This window comes from Lactobacillus huangpiensis (assembly GCF_019972815.1).
Classification (GTDB): Bacteria; Bacillota; Bacilli; order Lactobacillales; family Lactobacillaceae; genus Lactobacillus; species Lactobacillus huangpiensis.
Map to the genome: position 1 here is coordinate 195,568 of NZ_BPPA01000005.1, position 16,653 is coordinate 212,220.

At 35.1% G+C, this 16,653-nt stretch carries 21 protein-coding genes; 15 read left to right on the plus strand and 6 right to left on the minus strand.

What is annotated here, in order from left to right; all coding sequences use genetic code 11:
• The first annotated feature begins 93 nt into the window (after nucleotides 1-93).
• The 6 genes from LDM90_RS05345 (at nucleotide 94) to LDM90_RS05370 (ending at nucleotide 4,933) form a co-directional block, all read left to right on the plus strand.
• On the plus strand, nucleotides 94-1,179 hold the full coding sequence (locus LDM90_RS05345; RefSeq protein WP_223896766.1) for a DUF4097 family beta strand repeat-containing protein: 1,086 nt from the start codon (nucleotides 94-96) through the stop codon (nucleotides 1,177-1,179).
• Nucleotides 1,180-1,303: 124 nt separating this feature from the next.
• Nucleotides 1,304-1,627, plus strand: coding sequence for a PadR family transcriptional regulator (locus LDM90_RS05350; RefSeq protein ID WP_034980930.1), 324 nt, complete (start codon nucleotides 1,304-1,306; stop codon nucleotides 1,625-1,627).
• On the plus strand, nucleotides 1,611-2,255 hold the full coding sequence (locus LDM90_RS05355) for a DUF1700 domain-containing protein (protein ID WP_198213476.1): 645 nt from the start codon (nucleotides 1,611-1,613) through the stop codon (nucleotides 2,253-2,255). Before LDM90_RS05350 ends, LDM90_RS05355 begins: the two co-directional genes overlap by 17 nt.
• Nucleotides 2,256-2,257: 2 nt before the next feature.
• Nucleotides 2,258-3,067, plus strand: a complete 810-nt coding sequence (locus LDM90_RS05360; RefSeq protein WP_198213474.1) for a DUF4097 family beta strand repeat-containing protein — start codon at nucleotides 2,258-2,260, stop codon at nucleotides 3,065-3,067.
• A gap of 87 nt (nucleotides 3,068-3,154) precedes the next feature.
• Nucleotides 3,155-4,045, plus strand: coding sequence for a DUF4097 family beta strand repeat-containing protein (locus LDM90_RS05365; RefSeq protein ID WP_223896767.1), 891 nt, complete (start codon nucleotides 3,155-3,157; stop codon nucleotides 4,043-4,045).
• A 159-nt stretch (nucleotides 4,046-4,204) separates the two neighbouring features.
• Nucleotides 4,205-4,933 (plus strand): DUF4097 family beta strand repeat-containing protein, encoded by a 729-nt coding sequence (locus LDM90_RS05370; RefSeq protein WP_198213470.1) that lies wholly within the window; start codon nucleotides 4,205-4,207, stop codon nucleotides 4,931-4,933.
• A 54-nt stretch (nucleotides 4,934-4,987) separates the two neighbouring features.
• Here the strand turns inward: LDM90_RS05370 and LDM90_RS05375 are convergent, their stop codons facing one another.
• Together LDM90_RS05375 and deoC are read right to left on the minus strand one after the other, a co-directional pair.
• Nucleotides 4,988-5,707, minus strand: coding sequence for a GntR family transcriptional regulator (locus LDM90_RS05375; protein WP_223896768.1), 720 nt, complete (start codon nucleotides 5,705-5,707; stop codon nucleotides 4,988-4,990).
• Nucleotides 5,708-5,837: 130 nt separating this feature from the next.
• On the minus strand, nucleotides 5,838-6,545 hold the full coding sequence (gene deoC / locus LDM90_RS05380; RefSeq protein ID WP_223896769.1) for a deoxyribose-phosphate aldolase: 708 nt from the start codon (nucleotides 6,543-6,545) through the stop codon (nucleotides 5,838-5,840).
• A 162-nt stretch (nucleotides 6,546-6,707) separates the two neighbouring features.
• On the opposite strand from deoC, the gene LDM90_RS05385 reads away from it, so the two are divergent.
• From LDM90_RS05385 to LDM90_RS09430, 9 genes are all read left to right on the plus strand, one after another.
• The gene (locus LDM90_RS05385; protein WP_223896770.1) at nucleotides 6,708-6,974 is read left to right on the plus strand and encodes a PTS sugar transporter subunit IIA; all 267 of its coding nucleotides are present in this window, start codon (nucleotides 6,708-6,710) and stop codon (nucleotides 6,972-6,974) included.
• 8 nt (nucleotides 6,975-6,982) lie between these two features.
• Entirely contained in the window at nucleotides 6,983-7,105 is a 123-nt protein-coding gene (locus tag LDM90_RS09425; protein ID WP_274381261.1) for a hypothetical protein, read from the plus strand.
• A 258-nt stretch (nucleotides 7,106-7,363) separates the two neighbouring features.
• Nucleotides 7,364-8,128: a lysophospholipid acyltransferase family protein gene (locus LDM90_RS05390; RefSeq protein WP_223896771.1), complete on the plus strand. Its 765-nt coding sequence runs from the start codon at nucleotides 7,364-7,366 to the stop codon at nucleotides 8,126-8,128.
• Nucleotides 8,129-8,138: 10 nt separating this feature from the next.
• On the plus strand, nucleotides 8,139-8,978 hold the full coding sequence (locus LDM90_RS05395) for a glycosyltransferase (RefSeq protein ID WP_198213462.1): 840 nt from the start codon (nucleotides 8,139-8,141) through the stop codon (nucleotides 8,976-8,978).
• A 20-nt stretch (nucleotides 8,979-8,998) separates the two neighbouring features.
• Complete coding sequence (locus LDM90_RS05400) at nucleotides 8,999-9,946, plus strand: glycosyltransferase family 8 protein (protein ID WP_198213460.1); 948 nt, start codon at nucleotides 8,999-9,001, stop codon at nucleotides 9,944-9,946.
• Nucleotides 9,943-10,824: a lysophospholipid acyltransferase family protein gene (locus LDM90_RS05405; protein WP_223896772.1), complete on the plus strand. Its 882-nt coding sequence runs from the start codon at nucleotides 9,943-9,945 to the stop codon at nucleotides 10,822-10,824. Before LDM90_RS05400 ends, LDM90_RS05405 begins: the two co-directional genes overlap by 4 nt.
• Before the next feature lie 77 nt (nucleotides 10,825-10,901).
• Nucleotides 10,902-11,132, plus strand: a complete 231-nt coding sequence (locus LDM90_RS05410; RefSeq protein ID WP_034981697.1) for a cytochrome b5 domain-containing protein — start codon at nucleotides 10,902-10,904, stop codon at nucleotides 11,130-11,132.
• A 166-nt stretch (nucleotides 11,133-11,298) separates the two neighbouring features.
• Nucleotides 11,299-11,532 (plus strand): type II toxin-antitoxin system prevent-host-death family antitoxin, encoded by a 234-nt coding sequence (locus tag LDM90_RS05415; RefSeq protein ID WP_198213454.1) that lies wholly within the window; start codon nucleotides 11,299-11,301, stop codon nucleotides 11,530-11,532.
• Nucleotides 11,532-11,663 (plus strand): hypothetical protein, encoded by a 132-nt coding sequence (locus LDM90_RS09430; RefSeq protein ID WP_274381262.1) that lies wholly within the window; start codon nucleotides 11,532-11,534, stop codon nucleotides 11,661-11,663. The genes LDM90_RS05415 and LDM90_RS09430 overlap by 1 nt, the downstream gene beginning before the upstream one ends.
• Before the next feature lie 296 nt (nucleotides 11,664-11,959).
• Here LDM90_RS09430 and LDM90_RS05420 read toward each other — a convergent pair whose 3' ends face one another.
• From LDM90_RS05420 to LDM90_RS05435, 4 genes are all read right to left on the minus strand, one after another.
• Nucleotides 11,960-12,985: an alpha-L-fucosidase gene (locus LDM90_RS05420; protein WP_223898726.1), complete on the minus strand. Its 1,026-nt coding sequence runs from the start codon at nucleotides 12,983-12,985 to the stop codon at nucleotides 11,960-11,962.
• 149 nt (nucleotides 12,986-13,134) lie between these two features.
• Nucleotides 13,135-13,893 carry a type I 3-dehydroquinate dehydratase gene (aroD, locus tag LDM90_RS05425; RefSeq protein WP_223896773.1) on the minus strand — a complete coding sequence of 253 codons (759 nt, stop codon included), beginning with the start codon at nucleotides 13,891-13,893 and terminating at the stop codon, nucleotides 13,135-13,137.
• Nucleotides 13,894-13,908: 15 nt separating this feature from the next.
• On the minus strand, nucleotides 13,909-14,823 hold the full coding sequence (locus LDM90_RS05430; protein WP_034981657.1) for a shikimate dehydrogenase: 915 nt from the start codon (nucleotides 14,821-14,823) through the stop codon (nucleotides 13,909-13,911).
• A 46-nt stretch (nucleotides 14,824-14,869) separates the two neighbouring features.
• Nucleotides 14,870-16,639 carry an FAD-dependent oxidoreductase gene (locus LDM90_RS05435; RefSeq protein WP_223896774.1) on the minus strand — a complete coding sequence of 590 codons (1,770 nt, stop codon included), beginning with the start codon at nucleotides 16,637-16,639 and terminating at the stop codon, nucleotides 14,870-14,872.
• Nucleotides 16,640-16,653 lie beyond the last annotated feature (14 nt).

Sequence of the window (16,653 nt, forward strand, 5' to 3'; positions counted from 1 at the left end):
TATTAATTCTATAAATTATTTTAATATTTTTTTCATAAATTATAGCGTATAATAAAAAGAAAAAGGATATTTTATAGTGACAGGAGAAGAATGATGACTCCACTAATTGAAAACTTCATCTCAAAATTGGCTCTGAATTTGACATCTTTATCTAAATTAGAGCAAAAATATACGCTCGCTTTCTACCGTGATTTTCTGCTCGACGGTGATTTTCAAACAAAAGAAGAAATAGTTAAAGAACTAGGTACTCCAGATGACTTGGCAAAAGAAATTAAGCAAGACTACGTTAAATTTTTAACAGCAGTTACTGCCTCTGCTAATGATCCCAATGCCAGTGATAATTATTTTAATGGGTTGCGTGTCAAAAGATATCCCCGCAGGGAACGTACCATTACCCTTGAAAACTTCAATCAAGTAAAATTGGCAGTTAAGACTACAGATGTAATTATTCATCAAGGCAGTCAGTTTCAAATAACAGTAGCAGATTACAGCAGCAGACCTGTAGAGGTAAATTTAGTCAAGCAAACGTTAGTTGTTAAAGAGGCTCCTGTTGAGGAAAAAAGCCATGTGATCATGTTCAACAGGCTCACTAATGCCAGTCGCGTGGAAATTACTGTTCCTAAATTAGATTCTTTATCTAAAATTAGCGGACAAAGTCACAATGGCGACATCATGTTGCAAAATCTAAAGCTTAAAAACATTGTACTTAACCTTCATAATGGCGACATATACATCAATAATGTTCAGGTCTCAGATGAGTTGATTTTTTCCGGCAGAAATGCGGACTATTTTATTACTCAGTCACTAATTGCTCAATTATCCAGCAAAGATCGTAACGGTGATGGCAGTTTAAAACGCAGTATCCTTAAGCAAATAATTGCTCAAACAAGTGAGGGAGATATAGAACTTGTCCAATGTCATACTAACATCAGTCTGGAAGCACGAGATGGAGATATTCAGATCAGGCAAAGCCAACTAACCAGCCAAAATATTGTTAAGGCTGCAAATAGCGACTTGAAGTTAAGCCAACTTGCCCATGACATCAGTGTGCAGCTTAAAGTAAACAATGGCGACATTATTTATCGCAATTCCAGTATTGGTAATAGTTTTAACAGTCAAAGCATGCAAAGTGACACGTTAAAAGCAACTCTAAATGATGGAGATATAATCATCAAATAAAAATAAGGCTCAGATGAGTCTTATTTTTTTGTATTATTTATCAAAAATTTCGGTTTAATACTTGCTAATTTCTTAAACCTAAATTAAAATATTATATATCATATAATATTAGGGGAGGCAAAGCATGGCAATCCAAATACCAACTCGTTTGCTAGATGGTGCGGTTTTAGCTTTTCTAAAACAAGATGATCTGTATGGCTACGCTTTGACACAAAATGTGCAAAAGATTTTTTCTATCTCCGAGTCAACTATCTATCCTGTTTTACGCAGATTAAAAAAGAATAACTGCTTAACAACTTATGATGAGCCTTATCAAGGACGCAACCGGCGTTACTATCACATTACTGATGAAGGGCTGACGTTGCTAAATACAATTCAAGATGAATGGCAAGATTTTAGTGCAAGAGTTAATCAAGTATTAGGAGGGCAAAATGACCAAAGTAATTGATGATTATATTTCCGAACTAGAACAAAACTTAGCTGATTTGCCTGAAAAAGATCGCGAAGATGTTGTCGAATTTTACCACGAATTTTTATTGGACGGTGACTTCATCAGACGTTCTACCATCGAAGCTGAACTAGGAACGCCCAAACAATTAGCAATCAATATTTTAGCCGATTATTCAAGCAAAGATGATTCTGTTTCTCCAAGAAAGGAGACTCCGAAGTCAAACCTAAAGGCCAGCTGGTACATTTTATTAGGAATTTGTGCTGCTCCAATTGGCATCCCACTCGTTTTAGCAATTTTATTCGTGCTCTTCTTTATACTCGCAGTTTTCTTTGGCTTATTTTTTACGATAATAGCCTTTTTGTTTAAATTCTTTGTCGGTGGAGGCCTAAACTTTCTTAAATCTTTATCCCTGCTATTCACTAACAACTGGCCAGTCGGCTGTCTTTACTTGGGTAAATCCTTAATTTGCATTGGCATTATTCTTTTATTACTCCCATTTATTATCAAATTAGGCAAAATTTTAATTGCCAAGTGTACCCAGTTTATGCGTAACCTTGGTAAAAATATTTTAAAGAAAAATTATTTTCAAACTAATACCGGAAAAAATACAGATAGGGAAAAATAAAAATGAAAAAGTTTTATAAAATTTGTGGGCTAATCTTTGGACTGGTAGTGCTTATTGGGCTGATTCTACTAGTCGTATTTAGATTAAATGATAACCCGTCACATGATTATAATGGTAAACACGCTCATTATAATGAAAGCAAAACTTTTTACGTAAAAAAGTTCGACAGTATTAAGTTAGCCTGTTACAGACCCGATATCCGAATTTCACTTAAGGATATTAACAAGTTTAAAGTGGTTGTTAGAGGGGGGCACGGTGCAGACATCAAAAAAATAAAAACTAAAGTTGATCATAATATGCTCACTATTTCGGATCAGCCTGAACATGATTATAACGATGGCTATTATAGCGTTGATGTTTATGTTCCTGCTAAAAGCGCCTTGAAAAAAATAACTGGTTTTTGTGAAGAAGGCGATTTCTATATCAATAGTTTAAACGTTCCCCACGTCAATTTGACAATAGAAGATGGCGACGTTTTGATTAATAAGCTTACTGCGAAAAGCCTTGACCTAAATTCAAATGACGGTGACCTCAAAGTAAACCAGTCGACTTTTTCACGTAGTTCACTAAAACTAAATGATGGCGATGTTAAGATTAGCGACTCTCAAATACTAAATAACAGCTCAGTCATATTGAATGACGGTGACTTTTCAATGTCAAACGCTCCTAAGATCAACTATGTATTGACAAATCACTCGGATGATAAAATCATTTTTAAAGGTTCTTATCATTCCAATCATTTTGCAAAAAAAGTTAAAAATAAACCCGTATTAAAAGTTACTAGTATGGATGGCGATATTCTAATTAATTAGTGGGCAAGTAAACTTTACTTAGATGTTTTCTTGGTTAGTAATACCCATTTTAAAATTAAAAACTTATCCAAAACAAGGAGAATCAAAATGAAGAAGTTTTACCTAATCAGTGTTGCCATCATTACTATCGGTATAATTTTGCTTGGTATTGGTGAAACTAACGGTGGCAGAGAAGATATCAATAATATCCATTCAGGCATAACAACCAATATTGAAAACTTTTTTAATCGTAATCAAACTCACGTATACTCACATCATATACCAGCAAAATCCCGTACTTTCAACGTAGGCAAGTTCTCTAAAATTAATATTGACGCTGAAGAACCCAACATCCAAATTGCTAAAGGAGACAACTTCCAAATTAAAGTTAGTGGTCCTAATGTAAAAAAGAACAGTGCCAAGGTTCATGGCGAAAAACTGACCATTTCAGACAACGGTGCTTATGAGGATGGTACTTATAAGGTAATTGTCACTGTTCCAGAAGAAGACTCGCTAAAAGAAATAACTGGATCATGTTCTGAGGGCAATGTTCATTTAGCTGATTTGACAGTTGCCAGCATCAATTTACAATCAGAAGATGGCAATATTACTACAGATAGTATTAAAACGCAGGAAGCCAACTTTGACCTTGATAATGGCGATTTGAAAATCTCCAATTCAACATTAACAAGCAGTTTCCTCAACATGAGTGAAGGCGACCTGATTGTTACCAGTAGTCACTTTAAAATCAAGGCTACCTTAGGTGACGGTGATGCTAAGATAAATAATTCTAATTTACTTGACAACAGCTTATTTAATCTAAGCGAAGGCGATTTTCAAATGAGCAGGTCTCCCAAGATCAGTTACCAGCTTTCAACCGCTTCAGATGATGATCTTGTCTTTCATGGCAATAATCATCGCAAACACTTTTCTAAAAAATTAAAGGGTTTGCCTTTGCTTAAAGTTACAAGTGGAGATGGGGATATAGTTATTAATTAAAAATTCCAAAAGACTTGAGTTGGGAAGCCTTTGTCACATTAAAATAAATATAAGAATAAAAAAGGCATTATTTTTTATTTCTATATTGTCTGAATCAAGTTGCGGTGCTAATATTTACTAAATATAATATTAGAACTAGATTAAAGAAAGAAAAATACAATGAAAATTAATTTTAACGGGTCACTTGAATTTCAAAATAAACCGGATCCTGAACCACATGAAATTGACCTATCTTCATTTACCAACATCACAATGGATCTTTATGCTTTTAGCATTGATATTCATTCTGGAACAAATTATCATGTAACGATTTGTGGTAATGACAAAGACTATGTAACTGCTGAAGTTAAAGAACAAACTTTATTTATTAGTGAAAAAGGACATAATTCTAATAGTTTTACTTTCGAGCATTCTTTCAAAATAAATAAAATAATAGTTACTGTTCCAGAGGATGCATCGCTTAACACACTGCAAGCAAGTGAACATGCTGGAAGCGTCCTTTTATCTGACCTTAATATGCAACAGCTTAAATTGAAAAATGAAGCCGGTTCAACAAAATTGCTTAACGTTACTATAACTAAAGATGCAAAACTTAATCTAGAAGCAGGCAGTTTATCAATCAGCCACTGCAATATAAACCTAAAAGCAAAACTTTCTGCTGGTTCGGTTAAAATTGATAATTTGCAAGGAAAAAGTCAATTCGTACTCTCTAGCGGATCATTTAAAATGACTGACAACAATAATATTAAGACTAGTTATGATTTATCTGCTAATATCGGGTCAATATATTTTCACGGTAATAGAGAAGGTCAGAGCTTTTATTGCCTAGGTGACGATCAAAACCAGGTAACTGTTCAATGTGGAGTGGGATCAATCAAAATTGTATAAAAAAGTCTTACCTTAACCTATTCAGGCAAAGGTAAGACTTTTTTGATGCAAAAATTAGCGCTGAACATCAATTACAAAAGAATTAATGTCTCCTCTATATTTAGCAATTGAGTATTCAATTGGCTGTTCATCAGCCGTAAGACCCTGAGTATGAAAGTAAAATATCGGCTTATTGACTGCAATATTAAGCAAGTTGGAAGTAGTTTCATCTGCTTCCATTACTTCCAGCTTTCTGATTACCTGCGTTACTTTTAAATGATATTTTTCAAGAGTACTATATAAAGAATCCTGGGCAAAATTATAATTAATCAGCTCGGGTATCCTTTGTTTGGGCACATAGGTTGTAACCAGAACAATTGGCTGATCATTAGCATAGCGCAACCGTACTAGCTTAAAGACAGGTGCTTTTTCAGGCAACTTTAAATTTTTGCTTACTTCAGGTGTGGCTTTTTCTTCATCAAAATAAAGCAGATTGGTTTTAGGATAGATGCCTTTAGCACTCATTTCTTCGCTATAGCTTTCAATCAAATGGGTAAATTCCTGCTCGATTTTAACCTTTTTAACTAGTGTACCTCGTTTACGACGCCGCTCTAAATAACCTTGATTAACCAGCAATGAGATTGCCTGACGCATTGTTGGCCGACTTACCTGATATTTATCCGCTAATTCAGTTTCTGGAGGAATAATTGTATTTTGCGCATAAATGCCCGTTTGAATTTTATTCAAAAGATCGTTGGCAATTACTTGATATTTAGGGAGTTCTTTTTTTACCAATTAGTCCCACCACTTTCATCTTACTAAATTATACCATTATAAGAATACTATACCATGCAAAAAACCGGTGTAAAGAGCTAAATAGCCCTTATTTACACTGGTTTTTTTAACACTATTTTTTTATTCACACTTAAATTTCAATTGAGTTGATGCCATCTTTTTCAAACCGCTGTTTAAGAGTTTCAATGATTTTTACACCTGAGCTAGTGCCTATTCGTTCTGCTCCAGCTGCGATCATTGCTAAAAAATCATCGGTATTGCGAATTCCGCCTGCAGCTTTGACTTTAACACCCGAGCCAACATTTTCTTTCATCAATTTTACATCTTCTACTGTTGCACCAGCTGTCCCAAAACCAGTTGATGTCTTGACAAAATCAGGTTTTACTTCTTTTGCAATTAAAGCCAGCTGCTTAATTTCTGACTTAGACAAGTAGCATGTTTCAAAAATAACCTTACATGGAACATGGTGATCACGGCAAAGATCAACCATCTGAGTCATTTCATCTTCAATATAAGACCAATTATGAGCTTTCACTTGCGTTAAGTTAACAACATAATCAATTTCATTGGCACCGTTTTGTAATGCATCTTTAGTTTCTGCCAACTTGCAAGCTACCGTTGTTTGACCCAAAGGAAAACTAATTGCAGCTCCTGTATCAATATCAGTCCCCTTTAACTGCTGGGCGCAAAATTCTGATTGGACTTCATTAATTGCTACCATCTTGAAATGATATTTTTTAGCTTCATCGCATAACTTTCTCATGTCGTCTTCAGTAGCATCCGCATGTAAGTTAGTATGATCAATTAATCGTGCAAAGTCATCAATTGTGTATTTCATTGTTATTCTCCTTTTTGTAATTACATAAACTGATTTTAACCACAGAAAGCTTTAATGTCAACCGCTTACTTTTTTTATTTAAAATAGTGTTTTACTTATATAAAGCGATTACATATAATTGTGTTGTAAATTAATATGTATTTACAAAAAGGAGTGGTTTTAGTGAAAATATTGTTAACTTCACACGGACATTTAGCACAAGGCATCGCTTCTGGTTTTGAATTTATTGCTGGCAAATCGGATTATATCATGACACTTGAATTAGATGAAAGAGGAATTGGTTCATACCGTAATCGTCTTCAAGAGCTGCTTGACGGTGAAACAGAATCAGTCTTAATTTTGGCAGATCTAAAAGGTGGAACTCCATACAATGAATCCTTTAAGTACTATTTAGCTCACACTGAAAAAACACGTGTAGTAAGTGTCTGAACTTACCCATGCTTTTAGAGCTTGTCCCCCAATTATCTGACAATACAACACTTGATGAAGCCGTACAGACAGTTTTACAGGCGGGAACAAACGGTATTGCTGTTGCTCAAGCCTTAGAGAAATGTTATTAACTTTTTGTCCAAGTTTTTGGACTCAGTACATAAGTGTGCTCTTTTATATAAATTCATCTTTATAAGTAAGTAATTACTTACTATAATAACTTTTATATGTGTGATTATCCACTTATGAAGAAAGCAAACCCTCCTATCAACCATAGAGAAATACATATCTAAGGTAAAAATTATGACAAATAACCTATATGGCACCCTTTTTAATCTTGAGCAATTCATGATAAAATTACTTAATGACGTTATTGAAAGAAGGGTTCGATGGGCAAGCGAAAATACTTCTATCATCATTTAACAGATGATTTGGTGGTTAGCCTGAACCAAGATTATCAGTTACCAAATAGTTATGCTATTTTTCCGAAATCATTAGGTGGGAAAATCTGGTCTAAGATTGTACGTCCTTTAGGACATTTAATTAGTATAGTCTATATTAATTTGATTCTGAGAGTACGAATAGTTGGCAAGGAAAAGTTGCAAGCTATAAACGATCAAGGGTATTTTATCTATGGTAATCATACCCAAACTTTTGGCGATGTGGTTTTACCACTTAGCATTATTCCTGCGAAAAACTATTATGCTATTGCAGCACAATCAAATTGGGGCATCCCTGTTTTAGGAAAACTGGTTTTACCATATTTTGGACTTCCTGTTGGTCAAAACATAGAACAATCTGCAAAATTGATTAAAGCAATCACTGCGGTTATTAAAGCAAAAAAGGTAGTTGTCATTTATCCTGAATCACATGTTTGGCCTTATTACACTAAAATCAGGCCTTTTCCAGTGAACAGCATGCATTTCCCTGTTGCACTTGACTCTGCCAGCTTTACTATGACTACAACATATTCTAAGCCTAGGTGGGGTAAGAAACCGCAAATAACGGTCTACATAGATGGGCCCTTCTTTCCAGATAATCATCTTACTAAAAAGCAGGCGCAAGAAAAGCTGCATAAGCAAGTTTATCAGACAATGCAAAAACGAGCCTTAACAAGTAATTTCGAATATTGCATTTATCAAAAAATAAATTAAGGAGTTCTCAATGAATATTCTTTTTTGTGGCGATCACAACGCCGAAGATGGTATTCTTATCGCTACGCTTTCATTAATAAAAAATAGTGGTGCAAAAGAACTCCATATCTACATTCTAACAATGTACACTCAGAGTTATCACAAGAAATTTAAGCCCTTCAGCAAACATGCAGCAGACTATTTAAAAGAACTTTTGGTAAAACAAAATCCTCAAAGTACGTTAAAATTAATGGACTGCACGGGACTATTCGTCAGAGAGCCTCTAATAGCTAACATGAGTACTCATTTTACTCCTTATGCTATGCTCAGGCTCTTCGCTGACGAAATACCACAGTTGCCAAATAAAATACTATACCTTGACGCTGATGTAATAGTCAGGCGAAGTCTCGTTAGTTTTTACCAACAAGATATAACTAATTACGAATTCGCCGGAGTCCTTGATTACTGGGGACGGTTCTTCTTTCACAACCTGCACGAGCATAAAGTTTTTGATTATATTAATTCCGGCGTGTTGCTGCTTAATCTCCCAGAAATTAGAAAAACTAAATTATTCGCTAGAATCAGGCACCTTCTGCAGACTAGAACCGTATTAATGCCTGATCAAACTGCAATTAACCGTTATGCCAGAAATAAGAAAATTGCCCCGCGTCGTTATAATGAACAGTATAAATTGCAGTCGGACACAGTAATTCAGCATTTTACTACCAGTTTCCGTTTCTGGCCCGTGTTTCATACCTTGACAGTTAAGCCATGGGATGTTAAGCGGGTACATAAAGTACTAAAATTGCACGAATATGATGACATTCTGAATTACTATCTCAGTGTGAAAAGCAATTTAGTACAAAAATAATGTTTGGAGAAAATAAATATATGACAATTCCAGTTTTTTATGCAATTAGTGATGATTTTACAAAATACGCAGCAGTTTCACTGAACTCTTTAGTAAAGAATGCTGCTGAGGATAAAGATTATACTATCTATTTTTTAAGTCAGGACTTATCACCGCAGCACAAACAAGATTTATTAGAAATAGGCTCTTCTAATGTTCATGTTAAATTCTTTAAGATTAACGATGAAATAGTTGCACCAATTCAAAATCGTACTGAAAACTATTTACGAGCTGATTTCTTTACAATGTCCATTTTTTACCGCTTATTTATTCCAGATCTGTTTCCCCAATATGATAAGGCAATTTATATCGACAGTGACACAATCGTAAATGATGATATTGGTAAATTGTATGATACAGAACTTGGCAATAATCTCTTTGCAGCTTGTACTGATTCTTCCATTCAATTTGTAACAAAAATGGTTGCCTATATTAAAGAAGTATTAGTTCTTGATCCTAAAAAATACATTAATTCCGGCATGCTGGTTTTAAACTGTAAAGCATTTCGCGATGAGAATTTTATTGATCATTTCATGCGTTTACTCAGTAAATATCATTTTGACTGTATTGCCCCAGATCAAGATTATTTAAACGAAATTGGCGATAAAAGAATTTTACATTTAGATCCCAAATGGGATGCAATGCCAAATGATAATACTGAACCTTTAACTAATCCCAGCTTGATTCATTACAACCTTTTCTTTAAACCATGGCATTTTAAAAACGTTCAATATGAAGAATATTTCTGGAAGAGCGCAAAAGAAACCAAATTTTATAATGATCTGTTGACTGAACTAAATACATACACTGATGAGCAACGTGATGAAGACCGGCATAAATTAGATCATATGCTAGCTAAAGAAGATAAAACTATTAATGACCCATACAACTGGGCTAATGTGAAAAAGCAAGGACCTGTCAGTTTATGATTATAGGCGACAATCGTGAACAAGTTATTCAAAATATTAAAGAAGCAGTTAATAGTGGCAAGTGGGATGCCAAAGTTGAAGTCGGTGATCCTGTTCTTTCTATAAAGGAAAGTAAAGAATTAGTCAATGCTTTTTGGCGAGAGCAAAAAACTTTTAAGGGAAAAATTAATAATCGGATTGGACATTTAATTTTCAACACTTTAATGCATATTTTTACATACTCCACTACATTTACCGGTCTGGAAAATTTAGCTAATTTGCCACAAGGTGGAGCAATTATCACTGCTAATCATTTTAACCAAATTGACTCTTTACCCATTAAGCATTTAGCAAATAAAACACACCATTCCTTAACTATTGCCATTGAGGACACCAACTTAAAATTACCCGGAATATTGTGCTACCTAATGAACTATGTTGGCACTATTCCTTTAATAGAAACCCCTAGCTATGTCGGTAATGAATTTCCACGTCACCTGCATGATGCGTTAGAGAAAAATAGCTGGGTTTTAATTTATCCTGAACAGGAAATGTGGTGGAATTACCGCAAGCCCCGCGAATTAAAACGAGGCGCCTATTACTTTGCTGCCAAGCAAAATGTGCCGGTTATTTCAACTTTTATTGAAATTCAAATAACTGACAAATTAGAAAAAGACCACCCTGATTTTTACCAAACTAAATATGTAGTTCACGTTTTGCCACCTATTTTCCCTGATGTTAAACTGAATGCCAATGAAAATTCTAAGCAGATGATGAAACACGATTACCAGCAAAAAGTAGCAGCCTATGAAAAGGCTTACCAGCGTGAATTAGATTCGGCTTTTACCCCCTGGGATATTGCTGGCTGGCGTTTTAATTATCAAAAAAAATCAAAGTAAAAGTTAGACTTGTTGATTCTTTGAGCTATAATATAGGTGACAATAAGTAAGTGTATTTGGAAAGGGGATATTTTCCAATGGAGAAGTTTACAAAAGAATCTTTAGCAAAATATGATGGTAAAAATGGCAACCCAGCTTATGTCGCTATTAAAGGAGTTGTTTATGATGTCACTGGCAATCCACACTGGACTGATGGCGAACACCATGGCAATTTAGCTGGTCGTGACCTGACTGTTGCAATAGGACAATCACCTCATGGTGAAAGTGTCTTAGGCAACCTGAAAAAAGTCGGTACCTACGAAGATTAATTAGATAATATAAATAAAAAGAAAAGAATCAAGCAGCTAATAAACTGCTTGGTTCTTTTCTTTTACCTTTTTTGCCAATCTGATCTTAGTTTACTTTATTGCTCATTATTATACTGTAAATTGTTAGAAAAATAATGCACAATATTTGTCAAAGGAAGTGATGCTCATGTTACAAATTCGACCTGTTTCAGAATTAAGAAATTACAATAAAGTCCTTGACAAAGTTAAAAAAGATAATCTAGTTTTTCTTACCAAAAACGGCTATGGCAAATTTGCGCTCATAGATATTGAGGACTATGATGAATTTACTACTGCTCTTGAGCTGGTAACTAAGCTGAAAAAAGCTGAAAAGTCAAAGCATTATAATTTTGATGAAATTAAAGGAAAACTATTCAGCTAATGTTCTCATTAAAATTATCTAGCCCGTCTAAAGAATATTTTGAAAACCTAAAAACATACTTATTGGCTAAGTTTGGTGAAAAAGTAAAAAAAGAAGTTTTGGCTAGGGAAGAAAAAAACTGGATAATTTAAAGTCATTTCCATATCTGGGCATTAAAGCTGCTAAGTTTTTTGAATTATTTGATGGTTGTTATGTTCTAATTGATAAATATGAATATATTTTTTGCCGTGTAGATAAAAAAGAAAAAATAATTTATATCGAACTTATATTAAGTACCAAAGAAGACCTCATTAAAAAAATCCAAAATTACTTTCATTAATTAAGGCGCATCCTAAATGGACGCGCCTCTTTTGTAGTCTTAAACCACAATATTCCAATTTCTATTTAGTAAAAGCCAAAAAATCAATGATGAATTATTGAATTTTTATTATTTCTCAGCCAATTTCGCTGCAGCTGCAATATTTTGCTGTGCGGGCAAGGGGATCCTTCCTAAACCATCAAGGCCAATATTTAATAAATAATTGATTCCCAAGCTGTTTAAATATTTACGGTTGTGATAAATAGTTTCAGGGGACTTCCAATTTTGATCACGATAAGAAAAGCCCCAAGAATCATTAGTGGTACCGGCTGACTCATATAAACCATATGGTGAAGGTTTAAGGCCATTAAGTGAGTTAAAATTAATATCTTTTTGCTCCTTTTCTTTTTCATTTGGAATTTCATTATCGCCAAGGGAAACATAATCATATTTGCCATTACCAAGACGTGAATTTATTAGGCAATTTGGTTGCAATTTTTTTACTGTCTCATAAATTTTCTGACTTTGGCTTGCAGTTAATGTCATTGGTACATCAAACCAAGCAACAGCTATCTCCCCATAATTATTCATTATTTCCTTAATTTGGGGCAGAATTTTGTCTGTAAAGCATTGATTATAATTCTTATTTTTTTGAGGAAAGTCCCAGCTATTGTCCCAAGTAGTGCCAGAGGATTCAATATCATTTGAAAGGTAGCCTCCCCCATTTGGTTCATGCCAATCTAAGTCTTGGGAATAATAAAGACCCAGCTTTAAGTCGAATTTTTGGCAAGCTGCTGCAAGTTCACCGATTACATCCCGCTGAAATGGTGTTGCATCATACACATTATATGAATCTACTTGTGAATGGTACATTGCAAAGCCATCATGGTGTTTAGTTGTAACTACCAAATATTTCATACCACATTTTTTAGCAAATGCTACGATTTTTTCGGCATCAAAATATATTGGGTTAAAAGCGGTAGCAAGCTGGCGATACTTTGCAACAGGTATTTGCAATTTAGACTGAATCCATTCAGCGTAATTGCTTGCAGATTTTCCTTCATATTCACCAGCAAGAAGTGAATATAAACCCCAGTGAATCATCATGCCGTATTCAGCATTTTTAAACCATTCAATATTCTCGTTTGCAGTCATACATTCCTCCATTACTAAACTTACGCTGGAAATACATAGTGTTGTCATTAAAGTTTAACACGTATTTTTCGTATAAATTTGATTTAACCAAAAAAGAGTTAGCCTTAATACTTAAAGCTAACTCAAAATATCTATTATCTTAATAAAATTTACTGTAATGCTAAGTAATTTTCCGCATTACGCAGATCCTCAATTGACAACTGACCAGGTGCAGAAGTTTGACCAACAGCACCAAAGGACAGACTTGAACCGAAAACCTGGCCTGCTACTCTAGTGACTTTACCGATATCGCCCATGGCCATAGTAATCAGGGGATTAGCAATCTCTTTGTTCATTTCTGTCGTTGCTGTTAAAAGAGTTAAAACGTCAGCGGCACAATGAGGCATGCAAGCTAACTTTGGCACATCAGCACCAAGTTGCGCCATTTTTCGTAAGCGAAATTCAATTACATCTTTAGCTGGCACTTTTTCAAAGTCATGGTTACTCATAATTACAACAACATTGTAGTTATGAGCTAAAGTCACCAAAGACTTTATTCTTTTTTCATCATGAAAAAGTTCAATATCAACAGCATCACCCAACCTGTTAGTAATTACATATTCTACTAAATTTAAATACTGATCCTCGTCGAGCTGACAAACTCCACCTTCATTTTTGGTACGAAAAGTAACTAAAACTGGTAACTCGTCCACTTCTTGGCGCAATTTTTTGGCAGTAGTATTTAGTGTATTAAAATCCTTAATCCCTGCAGCATAATAATCAATGCGCCATTCCATTAAATCCGGTTTAGCAGCATTAATCTTCTTAGCTGAATCCATAATCTCTTTTTCAGTTGAACCGACATTTGGCACAGCAATTTTAGGCAGACCTGCACCTAAAACAATATTTCTAATCTTGACAGTAGCCATTATTCAATACCTCAACTAATTATTATCATCTGAAAACATAATTTCACGGATATAATCAGTTGGCATATCTTTACCTGTCCATAACTTAAATGAGGCTGCACCCTGATCAATCATCATGCCGATGCCATCAAAAACATGCTTAACTCCAGCTTTTTGAGCCACTTTCATTAATTTGGTAGTTCTAGGAGCATAAACTGTGTCAAACACCACCATATCTTCATGGAACCAGGAAGGATCTGAAACTAGCGTCTTATCCTCAAGTGGTTTCATACCAACGCTGGTCGCGTCACAATAAATATCGCTTTCTGCAATTGATTGTTTAAATGCTTCTTGATCAGTCAACTCAGTTAAAGAAACTTGGCAATCAGTTTTTTCTTGAATAGTTTTGACGTTCTTTTCAGCCTGAGCCCACTTATCATCTTTAATATTAAACAATCTGATTTCTTTAGCACCATCTAAAGCAGATTGAACAGCTATTGGGGTTGCGGCACCGCCGGCACCAGTCAAAGTCATCACTTTACCTTTAATGTCAATGCCTTCATCCTTAAGCGATTGGACAAAGCCAATGCCGTCGGTAGTGTAGCCAGTCAAAACACCATGATCGTTCACAATAGTATTAACCGCATCACACATTTCAGAAGCTGGCGATAATTTATCAAGGTACTGGATTACCTCTTTTTTATTGGGCATCGAAACGTTTGAGCCACGCATATCTAAAGTGCGGATAGCGTCAACTGCACCTTTTAATTTATCATTGCCAATTTCAAAACAGAGATAAGTATAATTCAAGCCCAACTTAGCAAAGGCATTGTTGTGCATTGTCGGTGACATTGAATGCCGAATAGGATATGCCATTAAGCCAATTAAGTAGGTATGACCATCTAGCCAGCCAGTAATCGGACCATTAACACCAGTAATTTTATTAGCCATCATTTTTCTCCTTTATTAAATTTAAAAATAAAATAATTAATCAACGTTAACTTTTAGAAGCACCGGACACTGCATCAGTTGAATCAGATGCAGTCTTTGCCAGTTTTTGGTAGTTAGCATTATCAGCAGCCTCAGTTCCGGCCACAAAACCTGAAGCATAGGACCAAGAATTCATCATACTTGGCATTGAATCATGACCATTAGCACCACCAACAATCTCCCCGGCGACATAGAAATTGTCTAGTGCTTCGAAATCTTCGTCTAATAGCTGCATATGCCGGTTAGTTTCATAGCCACCAAGAGTAGTACAAAAGCGTAATTTCTGTTCAATCACAAAATATGTATCGCCTTCATATTTATGCATAAACTGAGAAGGGCGATCAAACTCAGGATCATTACCTGAGGCGACATATTTATCGTAGTCAGTTAAAGTTTTCTTCAGGTTTTCATAATCAATGCCAGCTTTTTGAGCCACTGTTTGCAAGTCTCCGCTTACTAAAATCGGACTCTTCTTGCCATCAAGATCAAAGAAACCTTGAACTTCATCTTTGGTAAAACCATATTTAAGAAGCAATTCATAGAATCTGCTCCATGTTCTTTCATCCATCACTACAAAGGCAATTTTATTCTTTTGTTCTGCAATAGCATCCCGAAAATGAGTATACGGAGCTGATTCATTTACAATTCGTTTACCACTAGTATTAACAAAAATAGCACCCATGTCTGTCGCTTCTTTTGTTGAATAGGTTGTTAATTTGGCAATGCCAGGTTCAACTTCTAAACCATGTGGGTAAACTTTATACCAATCAAGATTGCGTGTAGCCAGATTCATATTTTTAGCAAAATCGAAATAATCACCAGTAGAAGTCATTGGACCGTAGTAAGGAATATTGGTTTTATGTTTAAGGTAATCACGAGCGCCCCAGCCACCAGCTGCCATAACTAAGGACTTAAAGTTTACTGTAACTGTTTCATGTTTGCTTTCAGCAACTAAAGAGGAAAGCTGGCCCTGTTTGTTTTTATTAAGTTGTTCCACCCGAGTTTCAAGTAAAATTTTACCACCCTTTTTGGTAAAGGCATTTGCCACTTTAGAAACTACTTCATAAGAACTCTCTGAGGGCATTTCAATTTGCCTGTCAACAGAATGCTCAATAGTCTGTGTTTCAGCTTTTTGATAAGTTAGGTCTGCAAATTCAGTGATAAAATCAACTGCTTTACCAATATTTTGAACAAGTATATTTGAAAGTAGTGGATAATTAGTCCCCCGGCATTCACGGACAATATCTTGGACTAAAAGCTGAGGAGAATCTTTTTTAGCTTCCTCGCCAAATAAAGCAGCTGCTAGTTTTGAACCAGTACCAACCACATTGGAACCATTAAGAATTGTAGCTCCACCAAGATAGCCATTCTTTTCAATTAAAAGAACGTTTTTACCCATTGATAGTGCCCGAGAGGCTGCCATCAAGCCTGCCATACCTGAACCAATTACAGCTACATCCACATCATAAGTTACATCTTGATGCGACTTATCACTAGACTTAGCAACAACGTTTACATCATTTGCTTTTAAGGCTTTCTTTCCAGAATCAAGCATGGCTTGTGTCATAATCGAAGCACCAGAAATGGCATCAACATCGAAACTTTGATTATTAATAATATTCTTCTTTAATTTACCTACAACCTGGTTAAAAATACCTGGGGTTTCTGCAGTTTTGGTCACATTAATATCTGTAATGTGATTATTTTCAACTTTGATGTCAAAGTCGATTTGGCCATTTCTTCCTTCTGCCGTTGCTTTAATTATTTTTTCTGACATAACTCCACCTTCTG